Here is an 18351-nt window from a genome sequence, read left to right on the forward strand (position 1 = left end):
GGGGATCAGCCGTCGGGCCTCGCCTGCGTTGTCGCCAGCATGCCCAGTCTGTCGAGCGGACTGATGACGGCCCGCACGGTCCGTGTCGCAACTTTTGTATAAAGGGCCGTGGTCTCCAGACGGGAATGACCCAGCAGAACCTGGATTACGCGGACATCGACACCATCCTCAGGCAGGTGCGTGGCAAAGCTGTGCCGCAGGGTATGAGGCCCCACACGTCTGGTGATCGAAGCGGCCCGCGCCGCATCGACAACCACACGATGGAGTTGCCGTGTGCTGATGGGCCTCATGGTGTCCTGCCCGGGAAACAGCCAGCCACCCGAATGCATCACGCCCTGCTGGCGTCCGGCCTTCCACCACTCCCGCAGCAGAGGCAGAAGGTCTGCCGGAAGCATGGCGTTGCGATATCGTCCCCCTTTGCCCCGTTCGACCCTGAGCAGCATACGTTCGCTGTCGATATCACTGACCTTGAGGGCAGCGACCTCGGCCACCCGCAGGCCTGCCCCATAGGCGACCGACAGGGCGGCCTGATGCTTGAGGCATACGGTCGCGTTGAGCAACCGGGCAACTTCATCGCGGCTCAGCACGACGGGCAGGTTGCGGGGCTGCGCTACCCGGACCAGCTTGCGTGCAAGGTCGGGGCGGTCGAGCGTCTGGGTGAAGAAAAACCGCAGCGCCGACACGATGGCATTCATGGTCGGTGTCGGCATGCCAGCCGCGTTCTGCGCAATCTGGAACTGGCGCACATCCTCGGCTGTTGCCGTATGGGGTGAGCGGCCCAGAAACGTGGCGAAACGGCCGACATCGCGAAGGTAATTGCGCTGCGTCTCCCGGGAGAACCGCCGCACCGCCATGTCATCAAGCAGGCGCTGGCGAAGGGGACTGATTGCAGCAATGCACAGGGACTCTGTCATCATCCGGCTCCTTCTGGTGGGAAGAAGCCAGAGTGCTTGGCCCGATCAGGACAGTTCCAAATAAAACAGATCGCTCACGCCGTGGTGACAGACCTGCACACCGCACCAATCCCGCGCAGCGGGTTCGTTCATCCCCCCTGATATGCCTGTCTGCTCAGGGATGGATGAGCAGACAGGCGGCAGTCGCTTTCATGGCGGACCTCATTACAAATTTTGGGAAAGCCAAAAAGCGGACATGAAAACTGTCTCATCTGATTGGTCGGCTCGGTAAGTCCCAACTGCCTTCAAAATTGCTGATGCCGGAGCAGATAGGTCCATGCCTAGTGTAAGATGGGTTAACCACCGATGCGCTGTGCCGGGCCATTTCAAGGGGAGAGAGAAGCAGTCAAAAATCTCAAGACGATATTTAGATCAACAAAATTGAGCGTACACAAAAAAGGCATTATCAATCTTCTATAGCAGCCTGTGAGCTATACCTCGCCGGGTTACAAATTGTTTGTTAAAGTTGATTTCAATATCCCTCTGCTGTCTGGATTATCCGGTTTGATGCAACACGACTTTTTCCTTCACCCCGTCGTCAACTCCCCTTATGGATATCCGGCGCGTCACTGGGCACTGGACGAACATGGGCAGCCAACAGGAACCCTTGTAGAATCACGGCGAGCGGCGGAGTTCATCACTCCGGTCCCCAAACCCAAGAAAACCAAGGCGACAGCAGCTCAGCCCAGTCTGATCTATACCGACACTGAGGGGCTTTCCACCGAAGAGCAGGAATACAATCATAGTCGCCTTATTAATGAGGTCCGTTCTGCCGTAGATGCATGGCGGCAGCTTCCCAATCCGAACCAGTGGGGCGTGACGCCTGAAACCGCACGGCTGCTTCGTCATTGGCGGCATCATAATTTCAGCGGAATCAAGCCCTTTTTCTGCCAGATCGAGGCAGTTGAAACGGCAATCTGGTTGACTGAGGTCGCCCCCAAGTTGGGCAATCGGGGCGTGCGTTTCATCACGCACCTCAAACAGGCCAACGAGGGCGCCAATCCCGGACTGTCCCGCCTTGCGCTCAAGCTTGCCACCGGTGCCGGCAAGACGACCGTCATGGCTCTACTGATCGCGTGGCAAACCGTGAACGCCGTCCGTCATCCAGGGAGCAAACTATTTTCATCAGGCTTCCTGATCGTAGCCCCCGGCATCACAATCAAGGACCGGCTGCGTGTCTTGCTCCCCAACGATCCGGACAGTTATTACCGGTCACGCGAAATCGTTCCGCTCGACATGCTGCCGGACGTGATGAAGGCCCGGATCGTCATTACAAATTATCACGCCTTCAAGCTACGCGAGCGGCTGGATATTGCGAAAGGTACACGGACGGTTCTTGAAGGCTGGCGGGAGGAGACCGTCCAGACGCTGGAAACGGAAGGCCAGATGCTCCAGCGTGTCATGCCCGAACTGATGGGTCTCAAACGTGTCGTCGTGCTCAATGATGAAGCACATCACTGCTATCGCGAGAAGCCAACAACGGATGAGGAAGGGGCACTCAAAGGCGACGACAAGGCAGAAGCCGATGAGAACAACAAGGCTGCCCGGCTCTGGCTTTCCGGCCTTGAAATCGTGCAGCGTAAGCTTGGCATCGCAACGATCTTCGATCTCTCCGCAACGCCATTCTTCCTCCGAGGCTCAGGTTACGCAGAAGGCACGCTCTTCCCCTGGACGATGAGCGATTTCGCGCTGATGGACGCGATCGAATGTGGAATCGTCAAACTGCCCCGCGTCCCGATTTCCGACAATGTGCCCGGCAGCCAGATGCCGCTGCTGCGCAATCTGTGGGATAATATCGGCAAGGATATGCCCAAGAAAGGGCGTGGTAGCAGCGCCGTGGCTGACCCCGAAAAACTGCCACATCTGCTCTATGACGCGCTGGACGCGCTTTATGGGCATTATCGCCAGGTTTTTGAAATCTGGGAGCAGCAGGGCATTGACGTGCCGCCGGTCTTCATCGTCGTCTGCAACAACACGACGACCTCCGAACTTGTCTATAAATACATTTCCGGATGGAGCGAGATTGACGAAGACGGTAACGAAACAGTCGTAAACACCGGGCATTTCCCGCTCTTTGCCAATTATGACGAAAACCATCAGCGTCATTCCCGCCCGCGCACCATCCTGATCGACAGCGCCCAGCTTGAATCCGGGGACGCTCTCGATCCCAGCTTCCGCGCCGCTGCATCCGATGAGATCGAACGATTCCGCCGCGACATTGCCGAACGTGAGGGTAACCCGCAGGCCACAGCCAAGATTGATGACGCGACCTTGTTGCGCGAAGTCATGAACACCGTTGGCAAGTCCGGCAAACTGGGCGCGCAGATCCGCTGTGTCGTCTCCGTCTCCATGCTTACCGAAGGGTGGGATGCGAATACCGTCACGCATATTCTTGGCGTCCGTGCCTTTGGTACACAGCTCCTGTGCGAACAGGTCGTCGGTCGCGCCCTGCGCCGCCAGTCCTATGAGCTGAACCCAGAGGGCCTGCTGAATCCCGAATACGCCGACATCCTCGGCATCCCGTTCGACTTTACAGCAAAGCCTGTCGTTTCAGTCCCGGCCACCCCAAAACCGACCACGCATGTTCATGCTGTGCGTCCTGATCGGGATGCTCTGGAAATCGTCTTTCCCCGCGTCGCTGCTTACCGCACTGAATTGCCTGACAAGAAGGTCACAGCGCAGTTCACTTCGGACTCCACGCTGGAGCTGACACCAGACCTTGTTGGTCCGACAAACACTGAGAATGCGGGCATTATCGGCGAGAGCAATAACCTCACGCTTGCGGATATGAAAGACGCGCGCGCCTCCACTATTATCTTCAAGCTCGCGACCTACCTCATCACCCGCACCTATCGCGATGCCGGGGAAGATCCGCCGTTGCATCTCTTTGGCCCCATTCGTCGGATCGTCCGGGAATGGATGGACAATCACCTCTTTTGCAAAGGTGGAACCTATCCCGCACTTCTGCTTCGTCCCGACATCGCGGAGCGGGCAGCGGAGAAAATCAAGAACGCCATTACTTACGCCAATATTGGAGAAAAGCCCGTCATCGTCGTGCCCGATCCTTTCGCGCCGATCGGCTCATCTGCCGATGTGAGTTTCGTTACGACAAAGACGACGTGGAAAACCGATCCAGAGAAAAGTCATATCAATGTGGTCGTTTGCGACAGCGATTGGGAAGCAGAGTTCTGCCGTGTGGTGGAGCAGAACCCGCATGTTCTGGCCTATGTAAAGAATCAGGGACTTGGTTTCGAAGTGCCTTACAATGATGGCCATGTTTCCCGCCACTACCGGCCGGACTTCGTCGTCCGCATTGATGACGGAGAGACAGATCCGGTCAATCTCGTGGTCGAAATCAAGGGGTATCGAAAGGAAGACGCGAAGGCTAAGGCCGAAACAATGCGTACGCTATGGATTCCTGGTGTGAACCACCTTGAAACCTGTGGCCGCTGGGCTTTTGAGGAATTCAAAGACGTTTTCGAGATCGAAGACAAATTCAATGAACTGGTGGATCGCCTGCGCGCCGCCCCCAAAACAACAAAGACGACAGAAGCGGCGTAAGAGAGCACGACGATGACCGACACACGGAAAAATGAATTCCTTGAAGCCCTTCGTGCTGAAGGTGGATCAGCCGGTAATGGCACCCTGCGCGAAAGACTGGCCTGGGACGAGGGTGACTATAGAGACGTCAAAGACGCACTGCTTGCTGACGGAACAATTGCGAGCGGACGTGGACGAGGTGGTTCGGTGCGTCTTGCCGGAGCCTCTGTTGTCGAAGCACCGAAAGCCGCGTCCCAAAATACGGCTGCGATGCCTCAAGCGAAGGCAAAGTCAGCGACAAAAAAGGCAAAAACAAAAACGCCTGCCATAAGCAGCTATCGTCACGAAGAAGCCACACGGCGGAACATCCCGACCGCCGAGTTTGAATCCATCATGGAGGCGGAGGATCGCAAGCCAAAGACACTACTCTATCCCCGCAACCCCGACCTCGACCCGCAACTTGTCTGGCGCGGGAAGGATGAACAGGACCGAGCAGCCCTCAGTGTGTCCGCGCCGCCCCTGTATATTCAGGAGAAAGTCCATCCGCAGGCGCTGATCGAAGATCTCAAACGGCAAAGCCGAGCACGCGTTGAGGATGATGCCCCTGATCTGTTCGGGGATTTTAACGGCCTGCCGGACAGTCAGGCGAAAACCGAATTCTACCGTCACGACCAGCACTGGTCGAACCGCATGATCCTTGGCGATAGCTTACAGGTGATGGCTAGCCTGGCCGAGCGTGAAGGGCTGCGCGGCAAGGTGCAATGCGTCTATTTCGATCCGCCTTACGGGATCAAGTTCAACTCGAACTTCCAATGGAGCACCACCTCGCGCGACGTGAAGGACGGTAAGCTCGACCAAGTGACGCGCGAGCCGGAGCAGGTCAAGGCGTTTCGTGATACTTGGCGAGATGGGATTCACTCCTATCTCAGCTATTTGCGAGACAGACTTACCGTTGCACGAGATTTATTGACTGAAAGTGGTAGTATATTCGTTCAGATTGGGGACGAAAATATTCACCGGGTTCGGGCAATAATGGATGAGGTTTTTGGCGATGAAAACTTCATTTCTCTGATTACTTTTGTAAAGACAAGTGGGCAAACTGACAATCTTCTCGCCTCAGTCTCAGATTATGTGATTTGGTTCGCGAAAAATTCAAAGTTTGTAAAATATAGGCAGCCCGTTTTATTGAGAACCATTTCGGAAGCAACCGAAGGTGCTTATACAAAAATTCAACTTCCTAACGGTACTAGGCGTCCACTTACTAAGGCGGAACGAGAAAACTCTGGTAATTTACCTGTTGGAGGAAAACCATATCGACATCAAATTTTAACCAGTCAGAGCCCAGGAACCCGTTATCCTGTATCTTTTGAAGGTAGAAATATTTCTCCTACAACAGGGTATTGGAAAACGCAGAAGTCCTCGATGCCAAAGCTTATTCAAGCAGGCAGAGTAGAAGCGACCGGGAAAACATTAAGTTATGTTCGATTTGCGGACGATTATCCCGTCGTTCCTGTGGCTAATTTCTGGCAAGATACCGGATGGTCTTTGGGGGCCGATAAGACTTATGTCGTGCAAACTTCGACAAAAGTCATTGAGCGTTGCATTCTAATGACAACAGACCCTGGCGATCTTGTGCTTGATCCTACGTGTGGTTCAGGCACCACGGCTTATGTTGCCGAACAACAGGGGCGGCGCTGGATCACCATTGACACGTCACGTGTAGCACTTGCTCTGGCTCGTTCGCGATTAATGGGTGCACGCTATCCTTATTATCTTCTTGCAGACAGTTCAGAAGGTCAGTGCAAGGAAGCGGAAATCACACGTTCTGTTCCGCAATCACATCCAACACACGGCAATATCAGACACGGCTTCGTATACGAGCGTGTACCGCATATCACACTGAAATCCATTGCCAACAACATCGAGATCGACGTGATCTGGGAAGATTTCCAGATACGGCTGGAGCCTCTGCGGGCAGAACTTAACAAAACCCTTGGCCAGCATTGGGAGGAATGGGAAATTCCGCGCGAGGCGGACACAAACTGGCCCGAATCTGCACGGAAAACGCACGAAGCATGGTGGGCGCAGCGCATTGCTCGTCAGAAGGAAATCGACGCCTCCATCGCGGCCAAAGCCGATACCGAGTATCTTTACGACAAACCTTATGAAGACCGTTCGAAGGTGCGTGTGAGCGGACCGTTTACGGTTGAGTCCCTCTCACCTCACCGGATGCTGGCAGTCGGCACGGACGATCAGTTCTTCGATCCCGGCAAACCGACCGCGCCCTCGCGCGATCCATCCGTGCGTGATTTCGTCACCATGATCCTGACGACCTTGGGTGAAGCCGGCGTGCAGCTGGGCGACAAGCGCGAGCGGATTACCTTCACGTCGCTCGATGTCTGGCCGGGCAAGATGCTATGTGCTGAAGGCCGCTTCATGGAGGGCGAGACCGAGCGGCGAGCAGGTATATTGATCGGTCCGGAATTTGGCACGGTAACAAAGCCTGACCTGACCGCAGCAGCCCGCGAGGCCGGCGATGCCGGGTTCGACGTGTTGATCGCCTGTGCATTTGCTTACGAGGCCAATGCGTCCGAGTTCAACAGCCTTGGGCGCCTGAAAGTCTTGCGCGCGCGGATGAACCCGGACCTGCATATGCAGACGGACCTGAAATCAAGCGGCAACCTGTTCGTCGTGTTTGGTGAGCCGGATATTGGCATTGAACGAACGGAAGATGGAGAAGTGCGTGTCCGCATTCATGGTGTGGACGTGTTTAAGCCTTCGACGGGTGAAGTTGTGTCGGGTGGGCCAGAGGATATTGCCCTTTGGATGATCGATACGGATTATAATGAGGAAAGCTTCTTTGTGCGTCATGCTTACTTCCTTGGCGCAAACGATCCTTACAAGGCGTTGAAGACGACACTGAAAGCGGAAATTGACGAAGAAGCCTGGACTAGCCTGAACAAAGAGGTCTCACGTCCGTTCCCGAAACCCGAGACCGGACGGATTGCAGTGAAAGTCATCAATCAGTTTGGCGATGAGGTGATGAAGGTGTTTGATATCTCATGACCGAGTTTCGCATTGCCGACACGTTTACCGCGAGTCTTGCCCGGCTTTCGGGGCAGGAGCAGAAAGCCGCAAAGATCACGGCGCTGGACCTGCAATTGGACCCGACCGGCAAGGGACTGAGCTTCCACCGCATCGACCACGCGAAAGACCCGCATTTCTGGTCCGTCCGCGTCAACAGGGATATCCGCCTGATCGTTCATCGTATGGCAGGCAGTTTGATGCTCGTCTGGGTGGATCATCACGACGACGCCTATCGTTGGGCCGGGAGACGGCGGATTGAGGTTCATCCCGCGACCGGCGCGATGCAGATGGTGGAAATCCGCGAACGGGTTGAAGAATTACCAGTTCCGGTGCTTCGAGAGAAGCGACTGTTCGCAGGACGTACGGAGGCGGAACTGCTTTCCTTCGGAGTGCCAGCGGATTGGCTGGCTGATGTTCTGGCTGTCACCGACGAAGATGCGTTGCTCGATCTGCTCCCTCACTTACCTAGCGAGGCGGCAGAGGCATTGATGGCGTTGGCAGTAGGGGAAAAGCCAGCTCCTGCACGGATCGAAAAAGAAGTTCAGGGCTTCGCCCATCCCGATGCTCAGCGTCGTTTCCGTGTGCTGCATGGAGTGGAGGAACTGCGCCGCGCGTTGGATTATCCATGGGACAAATGGGCCATTTTCCTTCACCCTGCACAGCAGGCACTGGTGGAGCGGTCATTCTCTGGGCCCGCGCGGGTGATGGGTTCCGCTGGAACGGGAAAGACGATTGTCGCCTTGCATCGGGCAGTGCATCTGGCACGGGCTCATCCGAACGAGCGGATTCTGCTCACAACCTTTTCCGGTCCGCTGGCGCGTGCGCTGGCAACACGGGTATCGTTGTTGGTTTCGGACGACAGTTCGCTCGCCTCCCGGATTGACGTAAGTTGTCTGACGCAAACGGGACTGGGGCTTTACACAACCCTGACCGAGAAAAAGCCGCTCATTGCATCCTCAGCCGATATTCAGGAGCGGCTGGCACAGAGCGCGAATGATATAGTGGACAGCCGGTTTTCGCTATCCTTCCTGTTCGGAGAATGGAGCGATGTGGTAGATGCGCGTCAAATCCATGATTGGGAGACCTATCGCACAGCATCACGCCTGGGACGCAAGGCCCGCCTCGGTGAAAGGCAGCGCGCATCTCTCTGGACGTGTTTTGAAGCGTTACGGAAGTCACTTGCCCAAGACGGCCTGATGACCGAGGCAGATGTGTTTCTGGCTTTGACCGACGCATTGCAGGAAGGACGACTGGCGCCTCCTTATAGTTTTGTCATCGTGGACGAGGCGCAGGACCTGGATATCGCCGAAGCGCGTTTCCTTTCCGCCCTTGCTGGCAGAAAAGAAAACGGTCTGTTCTTTGCGGGTGATCTTGGCCAGCGGATTTTCCAGCAGCCTTTTTCATGGAAGGCAATGGGAATTGATGTTCGCGGCCGGTCGTCCACCTTGAAGATAAACTATCGCACCTCGCATCAGATCCGGACGCACGCAGACCGGCTCCTCTCCCGATCCGTCTCGGATGCTGACGGTATTGCGGACGAACGGGCCGAAACGGTCTCTCTGTTCGATGGCCCAACGCCGATTGTTGCCTTGTTTGATGATGCTAAGACAGAAGAGGCCGAGGCGGGACGCTGGATTGCCGAGCGCATGAAGGAAGGCTGTCTGCCGGAGGGGATCGCTGTTCTTGTTCGCTCCCGATCCGAGATCAACCGGGCGAAGGCTGCCGTTCGTGCAGCCAGCATAACGGCTACAGTATTGGACGACACGCTCGTCCTCACGCCCGGTTCCGTTTCCATATTGCCGATGCACTTGGCAAAAGGACTGGAATTCCGGGTTGTCGTGGTTATGGCGTGTGACGACGAGGTTATCCCGCTTCAATCGCGGATCGAGCAGGTTGCAGATGAAGGTGAACTCGAAGAAGTTTACGCCACTGAGCGCCACCTTCTTTATGTGGCCTGCACGCGGGCGCGAGATGCGCTTTGGGTGTCGGGGGTAAAACCGGGATCAGAATTCCTGGATGATTTTGAGAGTCTCAAGTAATCAATTTTGCGTTTGAAGCGAAGGAGACTAAGGTCTGTGGGGATTCATCGTGAGTGGATAATGGCTGCAGCGAGATAGATCATGGCGCTGAAGCTTTTGTCCGTTTTGTCGGCACGCATGGCGATGCGTTTGAATTCCTTGAGCTTGCAGAAAAAGTTCTCGATCAGGTGCCGCCATTTATACATTTCCCGGTCAAGGGGTAGCGGCTTTGAGCGCCTTGGGTGCTGGGAAATGACGACTGTGGCGCCCCTTTCATCGAGTTCAGCGATGATGGTGTTACTGTCGAACGCTTTGTCAGCGATGAAGGCATCGAATTCGAGACCGTCAATCAACGGCGGCACGTCCACACTGTCGAAGCGCTGCCCAGGCATCAGACGGAAACGCACGAGATTGCCCAGAGCATCCGTCAGCGCGAGAATCTTCGTCGTCATGCCGCCTTTCGAGCGACCAATGGCCTGCCTTTGAGTCCCCCTTTTGCCCCCTGACCGTGGCGGTGAACTTTCACGATCGTCGCGTCGACCATGGCGTATTCCATGTCCGGATCGCCGGACAGGGCATCGAAAATCCGCTCGAAGACATCGGCATTGCGCCAGTCGCTGAAGCGACGGAAAGCGGTGCTCCAGTTGCCGAACACGGCGGGCAAATCACGCCACGGACTTCCCGTTCGGACAACCCACAGCACAGCTTCCATAAAAAGCCGGTTATCCCGACCACTTCGACCCGGATCCGTCGATTTGCCAAGGCATTGGGGTTCAATCAGCGCCCATTGGGCGTCCGTCAGTACAAAGCGTTCCATCAGAAGCTTGAATCATAATTCAAGCCTCATGTGAATCCCCACAAGCCTTAATCAATGATGTCTGCTTGTTTGTAGTAGGATCTAGAAGCAGACCTTTCGCTTCCCCCCCCAAGTCAGGCGTTCCATTCCGGCTGTTCATGCAGGGAGAATTATCATCGAAAAAGGCGGGCATGATCTACGAAACGGATATGTCCGCCGGTACCCCGTGTCCGCCCTGTGCATCTTCACGCGTGCCTTTGCTGTTCGTACACGCGCAGATTCAGATCCGTGAGATCCAGGAGAGGCGTCGGGATCTGATGGACGCGTGCCCGCCTGACCAGATCACCAATAATCTGCTGCGCCTCCACAGGAGCATCCTGCAGCAGAGCCCGGAACATGGAGGACGTCAGGGTGGAGTCCGTTTTCGTCAGGAGACTGACAGTGCCCTTCAGCGTGGCATCCCGCAGGGGATAACCGGCCGCCGCTGCCGTTGACGCACATTCATGGATGACCGCCTGTACAAAGGTCTGACCTGCTGGCTGGCTGGCGACATCCCCCACGGTTCCGCGCATCAGGCAGCAGATGCTGCCCAGGGCGGCGAGCAGAACCCATTTGTTCCACATGTCCTGCAGGATGTGGGTGGAACACACGATTTCAAATCCGGGGCCTGACAGGGTTTCCGCAATACTGCGTGTCACTGGCGTATCGCTGCCTTCCCGGTCCCCTATCGAAAGCCGGGGAAGAGAACCCGTCTGGACAATGCGCCCCTGCGCGTCGAGCCTGCTGACGATAAAGCACGTCCCGCCCATGACCGCGTCAGGACCAAAGCGGTCTGCCAGAATATCAAGATGCTGCATGCCGTTGAGCAGCGGGACAATCCGTGTCTGCGGTCCCACCGCAGGCGCGAAATCGTTCATTGCCGCCATCAGGGAATAGGCTTTTACGCTGACAAGAATGATGTCGTAGGGATCGTCAACCTCACCGGCCATCACCATCCGGGGGGTGAGGGTGACGTTGCCAACGGAACTGATCAGGCACAGGCCCTCGGCACGAAGCTGCTGCAGGCGCCTTTCGCGTACCAGAAAGGTCACATCATGTCCGGCGCTGGCCATGCGCGCGCCAAAATACCCACCCACGGCACCCGCGCCGACAACAAGAATTCTCGAGCCCATGACGTTGTTTCCTCTCTTTGATCCGCCCTGATGTGTTGCGGTTGAAGGCGAGTTGAGGCGCTCTGGCGGTAGGGGTCAAGACAGGCTCAGAATCTCGATCTTCCCGGGTGCCGGGCCTTGATGCTGGCCGCGTCGATATAGGTCTCGACGACCTGAAGACTTTTGTGCCGCGAGAAGCGCTTCAGTTCCAGAAGATCATACCCGTCCTTTGCGCCCGTGGTGATGGCGCCACGGCGCAGGCTGTGTCCGCCAAAGTCCCCCTCAAGGTGAGTGTCGCCGCATCGCTTGCGGATGATGTCCGTGACTGCCCGGTCCGACAGGGTGTGCGGCCCGATCCTGGGCGATGTCCCGACGGGAGTGGCGCCCGCCCTGTGACCCCGCGCGGACCAGATGCGCCGAAAGACCGGACCTTCCGTGATCCCGGCCAGCCGGAGCCAGGTCTCGTATGCCAGAACCGGGCAGTTCCGGGTCAGGCCCCGCGGGATGCCGATCAGCGCGCCTTTGCGCTGGGGATCACCCTTGGACCGGCCCAGCCGGATCTGCATGCCATCCTCGTCCACCGTGATGTCGTCCACCTTCAGTGCGGCCAGTTCGGAGCGCCGGAACGCGCCGGCAAAACCGAGCAGAAGAATGGCCCGGTCCCGCGCACCGACCAGATCGTGGGGACTGATGGCCTCGACGACCCGGACGAGCCTGTCCCAGGTGAGCGCGGTTTTCTGGCGGGGCAGGGTCTCCTTTGCCTCCCGACGAATGCCGGCAAGGGTTGCGGTCACCATCGGGTGGGCGGTGGGTACGGCAATCTGCGCCAGATGGTGCAGGTAGCGCAGGGCGGCACGATGCAGGTCGATGGTGCTGGTCCTGCGGCCCTGCAGCGCCATGTCGGCCAGATAGGCGGCAACATCCTCGCTGCGGGCGGGCAGGGCAGGCAGGGCGTGACCGGCAGCCCAGCGACACCAGGACCGGACGGCGGCGCGATAGGTGCGCAGCGTGTTTTCGGCCTTGCTGCGGTGCATATAGGCATCGGCCGCCTGACGGGCCGTAGCCAGGCGGCCATCATGTTCGGGCACAGGCTGTGTCGAGACGACGGAAAACCATTGCGCGACGGCAGCGGCTGGCTGGCCAACGGGCGCGCGGGGCGCTGCGTCTGCCGTCTCGGGACAGGAGCCTACGGACTGGAGCGGCCGGAACCAGGCCAGGAAACAGGGTGTGCCATCATCGATTTCCAGTCCGACGGCTAGTTCGAACCCCGATGGGACATCCGCAACGTGGTCCTGAGCCATCTGCTGGGCTGCCGACGCATACGGCACGCCCTGGGCGAGGGGGGTATCCGGGGAATAGGTACCGTCCGGCAATTCGATGCCCGCCAGAAGCAGGGGCAGGGGTGGTGTGAAACGCGCGGTCGAGAGGATTTCGCGCCAGCGCGCCGGATCCTGTGTCTCGGCCAGACGCAGCTGCGTCAGTTGGTCCACGCGGGCGTGCAGCGCGGCCTGCGCGCGCCTGCTGGAGCCGAGGATCCGGACATCGCTCAGCATGGGCGGCGTTCCCAGTCAGAATACCCCTGGGTGCAGAGACGGCGACCGGGATCGCGCCCGTTTTTTTTCCGGTGGCCCAGTCCGGGCTGGCCGATCGGTGCGGCAGGACGGGCCTGGCCGCCACGCGGGCAATAGGGGAGGGGCAGGCAGAGGAACGTGGCGGAAGAACTCTGGAACGGGCGCATTTCGGGATTTTAGCAGGCATTTTGGAAATTTTCATTTACTTCCGACAAGATAACTTATCGGAAGTAGGAGTTTGATTGGCCGAATTTTGCCCAGCGAGGAAGGGAGGGAGCAGAAAGTCCGGGAAACCGCGCCTTTCGGGATCGATCGGGCGCTTTTCCGTTCTCAAAAACCCGTTAACATGATATGACCTATTATATGACGCGAGAACGCCTTAATATGGTCAGGGTCAGGCGGCGCAGTTGCCTGCTAAGGGTGGGTAGGCTGCCTGCTTCCGCCGTCCGTCCGCCGTCGACCTGCAGGGCGTGCGGGGCGGAAAACCGGGGATCCGATCAGAATGGCTGAGACTGGCCGACCGCTGCAGGCGGCGCGGCCGCCGACCGGCCTGTCGCCGGCCACGGCGCGGGCCTATGCGGCCTCCTGGCGCGCCTTTGTCAGGACCCAGCCAGCCGATAGCGGCTTTCCGGTCGGCCCCGTCGCGGTGGCAGCGTGGCTGGACGCCCGGGCCAAGGCCGGACGGCCGCGGCAGAGCCTGGTGGTGGATCGCGCGGCGCTGACGGCCTGGTGTGCCGCCAATGGCGAGGGGCTTGATGTCGCCCTCCCCGCCACACGGGTGCGCCGGACCGGGGCTGGGGTCGATGCGGCTTCTCTGCTGGCTGCCGCGCGACGCTGCGGGCCCGACCTGCCCGGCCTGCGCGACCGGGCCTTGCTGTTGCTGGCGGCCACGCTGGACATCGGCGCCGAGGCCTTGGCCCGGCTGACGGTAGAAGACATCAGCGACACGACGGACGGGATGACCGTCGCCCTGCTGCGGCCCCGGTCCGGGCGCCACCAGTTGCGCCGGTTGCGGCGGCGCCGGGAGTTGGCCGTCTGTCCGGTGCGATCCTGGGCCGTCTGGCGCGATGCCGCGCAACTGCGCTGGGGGGCAGCGTTCCGGGGGATCGATGCGCCTGGCACGGTCGGGGATCCATTGTCGGTGCCGGGGATCCGGTTCGTGCTGGACCGGGCAATTGGACGTTCCGATCGCCCGGCCCACCGGACACGGCGGACGAAATCCGGCACCCCGCCAGAGTCCTCAGTCCGGACGCCAGCGCGTCAACGTATGCTGAGACCGGCCCCAGACTGGATCCGGACGACGCTCACGGTAAGCGGTCCGGTAGATGCAGTGGCCCGGTTCCGGATGGCGGCCCAGGGGCCGGGGATCATTCCCTGGCAGGTGGATTTTGACTACGAACAGGCCCGCCTGCTGGCGCCGATGGCGGGGAAGGGGGCGCAGGCGGTGACGCTGGCCCGGCTGCTGCGCCAGGCGTCCGAGCGCCTGCATCAAATCGCCCTACAGCATCAGGCGGCAGGCTGCCCTGCTTGTGCCTTTGACCTGCACCGGCTGGTACCGGTTCCCGGTCCCATTCTGGAAGCCGGGGCGGACTCCCGTGCGGCGGCGGCCTGGCTGCAGGCACAGTGGGGCACGCTGCTACCGTTGCGTCGGGTGGAGGTCGAAGCCCCGCGCGACCAGCGCGTCCGCCGCAGTGCCCGGCTGGTCTACCACTTCTGGTCGGCGGAGTGGACGCCGTGGCAGGCGCTGGAGCGGGTGCGGACGGACTGGCCGGAGCTGGTTTTCGACATCCGGCCGCATTACGCACGCGCTGATGACAGGAAGACCGCCGATGCCGCCTGAGGAGGACGAAGACTGGGGCGATCCGCCGCGTCGGTTGCCGCGTCCAGCGGTGCCGGAATTCCATGTCGAGGGGTTTGACGGGCCGCTGGACCTGCTGCTGGACCTGGCGGAACGGCAGCGTCTGGATCTGGGTGTCCTGTCCATCGCGGACCTGGCGGCCCAGTTTGTCGCTGAGGCGGAGCGGTTGGCCTGCACGACGCCGCTCATGCAGCGCGCGGACTGGGTGATCTGGATCGCCCGGCTGGTGTTCCTGCGCTCGCGGCTGCTGTTTGCCTCACAGGCGGAAAAACAGCTTGCCGAAAAAGAGGCGTGCCGGACGGTCGGCCAGATCGAGGGGCTGTTGCAGATGTGTGCGGCGGCTGACTGGCTGGAGGCGCGACCGCAGCTTGGTGTGTCGGTTTTTGCACGAGGCAGGGTAGCCGTGGAGAATGGCGTTTCAGGAAGGCAGGGGACTTATTTCAGTCTGTTGGAAGTTTGTCTCAGTGTGCTGGAACGGGAATTGGTGAGGGTCGAGACATCCGTTCCGATCTATCGGATCAATGTGCCTGCATATTGGCGTGTGACAGATGCGCTGGCCCTTGTCCGCGAAAAAATAGGGAACGGGGCCTATCGCAGCATATGGGAAGAGTGCATACCCTGGTCGGCTTTAAGCGGGCCGGATAGGATCATTGCTTGTCGTGCAGCTGTTGCTGCTACGTTTGTGGCTGGCCTAGAATTGGTGCGGCGGGGAGAGGCATCGATCGATACGGTTATGTTTCCCATAGCATGATGTTCCTTTGTAGCCTGGCAATGGCTTTTGGCTTCTTTAATAATGTACAAAGATATAGGTGAAATGAGCGGACAGAAAACAAAGGTGAGCGCGAAGCAAAATGTGTTTTTTATGTTCACAAATACACGAGTTAATTTATGTAATATTTAAAACTTTATGAATGATCGCAATATAGGAAATGTAGAAACGTACATTATTTTAATATACATATTATATAACTTTAACAATTATGAAGGTTAATAATATTATGGATATCGATAAGCCAGCGATGGTAGATGTTATATTTAACAACCTAAAACAAGACTTGAATAAGATATTGCCTTCTTATCGGAATGATGACCGTATTATATGTTGCATGTGCGGAAGGCTCTTACGTAAGGACCAGTTCTCTCTTGAACATATAATACCCCAGCAGGCGTTGAAAAAAGATATCAGAGACTCAAAATCTATCCCGAAGAATACACGTGCAGGGCTTACATTATTATGTAAGCAACCATTAAAAATACGTGGAAAAAAAGTCTCTGAACTGGGATGCAATGCATGGAAAGGAAAGCATTACGATAAAAAAATTGCTTCTTTTTTGCAAAATCAGAATTTTAATAAAATGGATGTCTCCAATATAATATCTATCTTTTCTACCTGTTTTATAGCCATGTTTTCTGTATTCGGGTATAAAGCGGTGTTCACGCATGATGGTATAATATGTCGCAGACAATTTTTTTCGCCAGATAAATTCCGTCGCGATATTCCAGAATTCTCACAAATTATTTTAGCTGGATCGTCACCGGAAAAACTTACAGTCGACAATCAGAAATACTGGTCATCACCTTTCTATTTTTTCGAAAAGCTATGCGGAAATAAATTATTTTGCAGCGTTAGTATCAGACACGTGGCGATGGTGCTTCCCTTAACGCAATCATTTAGTCTGAACATTCGACCTGTGTTGCCATGGATGCCGTCACATCGAATCATGCGACCTGATTTTACGCCGCTTTTTTCCTAGTTTGCGTCAAAGACGCGGAAAACTCTCGATGCATTTCTTGCTTTTGAGAAGAACCCTTATCGAAAGTAGCCGGGCCTATGCGAGGCCATCCGGCTTATCCAGCACCACGATCCGGGTGCTGATCATGGTGCCCGCCGCCTTGAAGGCCCCCACCGGGACATCCTCGACCAGCGCGGCCCCGCGGATCAGCGTCTCTGCCCGGGCCTTCAGCCCTGCCGGGCCAGCTCCGGGCCCGTTGGGCACCAGCGCCACCAGGCGGCCGCCCGGCGCCAGCCGCTCCCATGCCACCAGCAGGTTGCGGATCCACTGGCCAGAGGAATAGGGTGGGTTCATCACGATCCGGTCGTAGCGGGCCGTGTCCGGATCCAGCCAGTCCCCGCGCCGCGCGCTGACCCGCGGGTTCCCCGCGTAGCGTTCTGCCAGGAGGGCCGCCCGGCCCGCATTCTTCTCCACCGCCATGATTGAAGCTGCCGGCGTCTCCAGCAGGGCATCCACCAGCGCGCCTTCACCCGCGCTTGGCTCGCACAGGGTCATGACTCTTTAATCAGGAGCATATCTGGTTCCGGCTTGCGAAAGGGAATAATCGGGTCCAAGGCGCCTGCCGATATACAAGGTCCGAATTTCTTCTGGAGCCTGCCGTCCGATAAACCCTTTTCTGTCTGGATATTCTTTTTCAAATCCGGAGAAATACGCCTTTGTCGCCGGGAGCCATTTCTCGGCAATGAAAGCGTCTATTACCAAATTGTTTTTGATAGCCAGGATGTATTCGATAGTTTTTAGTCTCTCGGCAGATAACCGCCACGCATACCTGACAGCATCATAATTGCTCATCATCGAAGATGTCTTGTTGACGGCGAGAAGGAGAACCTTGTGCTGAAAATCTATGAGGGGTGCCTGATACCGCAACAAGAGTTCTTGCGATGAGGCTACACCGCAATCATCCGAGTAGTGCCCCCGAACAATGTTGGTCAGGTTAAGGTATGCGTCGATTAAGGCGGCTTCGACATGAAGCGCCGTGGCTTCATCCAGCTTATGCCGATGGATGAAATGGTCTACAGATAAGCCTTCCTTATGAATTTCCCTCCTTTTCAACACGCGCTCCCACTGCATGCTGGAACACACGATTCCCCTTGCCTTTGCCGACATAGAACGTCTCGCCGTTTCGAGGGTCGACAAGCCTGTAAACGTAATAGCCAATTTGTTCACTAACGTCGTCACTAAACATTCTGCGCCCTCGTATTACAGTCAGGTGCAGGATTGCATCTGCTGATACGTTGCTTAAGCCATAGGATGCAGTATGCAAATATTCATTTTTTAATTATATGATTACTCCGTTAATCATGTGGCTTCTCCAAGGCTTCGATAGCCGAAATCACTTCAGATCCAAGCTGGCGGGTATTTCGTTTATTGCCAGTGTTGTTAAGGAGACTGACACCCAACGATGTGGCCAGTTCGCGCAAGGCTGGCTTTGTTATCCTTGCGGGAACGCCTTCCTTTTCCACCTGGATTGTACCGCTTTCATATTCGACGCGGATTTCTCACACTTGAGGCAATTTCGGGTCATTTTGTAGAATTCAGTCATCCCACAGGAGCCCGATCTGGAATATTGACGATATTCTGCTT

The 18351-nt window shown here is 57.2% G+C and carries 12 protein-coding genes; 6 read left to right on the forward strand and 6 right to left on the reverse strand.

Annotation, left to right across the window (positions count from 1 at the left end):
* Nucleotides 1–5: 5 nt before the first annotated feature.
* Complete coding sequence (locus CFR71_RS12540; protein ID WP_110531638.1) at nt 6–917, reverse strand: tyrosine-type recombinase/integrase; 912 nt, start codon at nt 915–917, stop codon at nt 6–8.
* A gap of 543 nt (nt 918–1460) precedes the next feature.
* On the opposite strand from CFR71_RS12540, the gene CFR71_RS12545 reads away from it, so the two are divergent.
* From CFR71_RS12545 to CFR71_RS12555, 3 genes are read left to right on the forward strand one after another with little or no spacing between them, the layout of a single operon-like run.
* Complete coding sequence (locus CFR71_RS12545; RefSeq protein ID WP_165832107.1) at nt 1461–4514, forward strand: BPTD_3080 family restriction endonuclease; 3054 nt, start codon at nt 1461–1463, stop codon at nt 4512–4514.
* Nucleotides 4515–4526: 12 nt separating this feature from the next.
* On the forward strand, nt 4527–7559 hold the full coding sequence (locus CFR71_RS12550) for a site-specific DNA-methyltransferase (RefSeq protein WP_207781385.1): 3033 nt from the start codon (nt 4527–4529) through the stop codon (nt 7557–7559).
* Nucleotides 7556–9619, forward strand: a complete 2064-nt coding sequence (locus CFR71_RS12555; protein WP_110531643.1) for a 3'-5' exonuclease — start codon at nt 7556–7558, stop codon at nt 9617–9619. Before CFR71_RS12550 ends, CFR71_RS12555 begins: the two co-directional genes overlap by 4 nt.
* A 44-nt stretch (nt 9620–9663) precedes the next feature.
* Here the strand turns inward: CFR71_RS12555 and CFR71_RS12560 are convergent.
* From CFR71_RS12560 to CFR71_RS12570, 3 genes are all read right to left on the reverse strand, one after another.
* Nucleotides 9664–10415, reverse strand: a protein-coding gene (locus CFR71_RS12560) for an IS5 family transposase (protein WP_207781386.1) whose coding sequence is annotated in 2 segments (ribosomal slippage) — nt 9664–10085 and nt 10085–10415 — 753 coding nt in all. Because the reading frame shifts where the segments join, the coding sequence is not laid out codon by codon here.
* A 224-nt stretch (nt 10416–10639) separates the two neighbouring features.
* Nucleotides 10640–11566, reverse strand: a complete 927-nt coding sequence (locus CFR71_RS12565; RefSeq protein ID WP_110531645.1) for a ketopantoate reductase family protein — start codon at nt 11564–11566, stop codon at nt 10640–10642.
* Between the two features lie 86 nt (nt 11567–11652).
* Nucleotides 11653–13098, reverse strand: a complete 1446-nt coding sequence (locus tag CFR71_RS12570; RefSeq protein ID WP_110531647.1) for a tyrosine-type recombinase/integrase — start codon at nt 13096–13098, stop codon at nt 11653–11655.
* A 520-nt stretch (nt 13099–13618) separates the two neighbouring features.
* Here CFR71_RS12570 and CFR71_RS12575 point away from each other — a divergent pair.
* From CFR71_RS12575 to CFR71_RS16230, 3 genes are all read left to right on the forward strand, one after another.
* Complete coding sequence (locus CFR71_RS12575; RefSeq protein WP_207781387.1) at nt 13619–14956, forward strand: transposase; 1338 nt, start codon at nt 13619–13621, stop codon at nt 14954–14956.
* Complete coding sequence (locus tag CFR71_RS12580; RefSeq protein ID WP_025440211.1) at nt 14946–15725, forward strand: segregation and condensation protein A; 780 nt, start codon at nt 14946–14948, stop codon at nt 15723–15725. Before CFR71_RS12575 ends, CFR71_RS12580 begins: the two co-directional genes overlap by 11 nt.
* A 247-nt stretch (nt 15726–15972) precedes the next feature.
* Complete coding sequence (locus tag CFR71_RS16230; RefSeq protein ID WP_133251155.1) at nt 15973–16728, forward strand: hypothetical protein; 756 nt, start codon at nt 15973–15975, stop codon at nt 16726–16728.
* A 75-nt stretch (nt 16729–16803) separates the two neighbouring features.
* On the opposite strand, the gene CFR71_RS12585 is transcribed toward CFR71_RS16230, so the two are convergent.
* Together CFR71_RS12585 and CFR71_RS12590 are read right to left on the reverse strand one after the other, a co-directional pair.
* A complete protein-coding gene (locus tag CFR71_RS12585; protein WP_025440210.1) occupies nt 16804–17262 on the reverse strand; it encodes a class I SAM-dependent methyltransferase in 459 nt (152 codons plus the stop codon).
* A 6-nt stretch (nt 17263–17268) separates the two neighbouring features.
* The gene (locus CFR71_RS12590; protein WP_207781388.1) at nt 17269–17838 is read right to left on the reverse strand and encodes a hypothetical protein; all 570 of its coding nucleotides are present in this window, start codon (nt 17836–17838) and stop codon (nt 17269–17271) included.
* Nucleotides 17839–18351 lie beyond the last annotated feature (513 nt).

Source organism: Novacetimonas pomaceti, from assembly GCF_003207955.1.
In the GTDB taxonomy this organism is placed as follows: Bacteria; Pseudomonadota; Alphaproteobacteria; order Acetobacterales; family Acetobacteraceae; genus Novacetimonas; species Novacetimonas pomaceti.

Bases quoted from the DNA above. Each gene is read 5' to 3' on its own strand.
- CFR71_RS12555 (WP_110531643.1), top strand. From the start codon at position 7,556: ATGACCGAGTTTCGCATTGCCGACACGTTTACCGCGAGTCTTGCCCGG.
- CFR71_RS12565 (WP_110531645.1), bottom strand. From the start codon at position 11,566: ATGGGCTCGAGAATTCTTGTTGTCGGCGCGGGTGCCGTGGGTGGGTAT.
- CFR71_RS12590 (WP_207781388.1), bottom strand. From the start codon at position 17,838: ATGCAGTGGGAGCGCGTGTTGAAAAGGAGGGAAATTCATAAGGAAGGC.
- CFR71_RS12575 (WP_207781387.1), top strand. From the start codon at position 13,619: ATGGCTGAGACTGGCCGACCGCTGCAGGCGGCGCGGCCGCCGACCGGC.
- CFR71_RS12585 (WP_025440210.1), bottom strand. From the start codon at position 17,262: ATGACCCTGTGCGAGCCAAGCGCGGGTGAAGGCGCGCTGGTGGATGCC.
- CFR71_RS12545 (WP_165832107.1), top strand. From the start codon at position 1,461: ATGCAACACGACTTTTTCCTTCACCCCGTCGTCAACTCCCCTTATGGA.
- CFR71_RS12550 (WP_207781385.1), top strand. From the start codon at position 4,527: ATGACCGACACACGGAAAAATGAATTCCTTGAAGCCCTTCGTGCTGAA.
- CFR71_RS12570 (WP_110531647.1), bottom strand. From the start codon at position 13,098: ATGCTGAGCGATGTCCGGATCCTCGGCTCCAGCAGGCGCGCGCAGGCC.
- CFR71_RS16230 (WP_133251155.1), top strand. From the start codon at position 15,973: ATGGATATCGATAAGCCAGCGATGGTAGATGTTATATTTAACAACCTA.
- CFR71_RS12580 (WP_025440211.1), top strand. From the start codon at position 14,946: ATGCCGCCTGAGGAGGACGAAGACTGGGGCGATCCGCCGCGTCGGTTG.
- CFR71_RS12540 (WP_110531638.1), bottom strand. From the start codon at position 917: ATGATGACAGAGTCCCTGTGCATTGCTGCAATCAGTCCCCTTCGCCAG.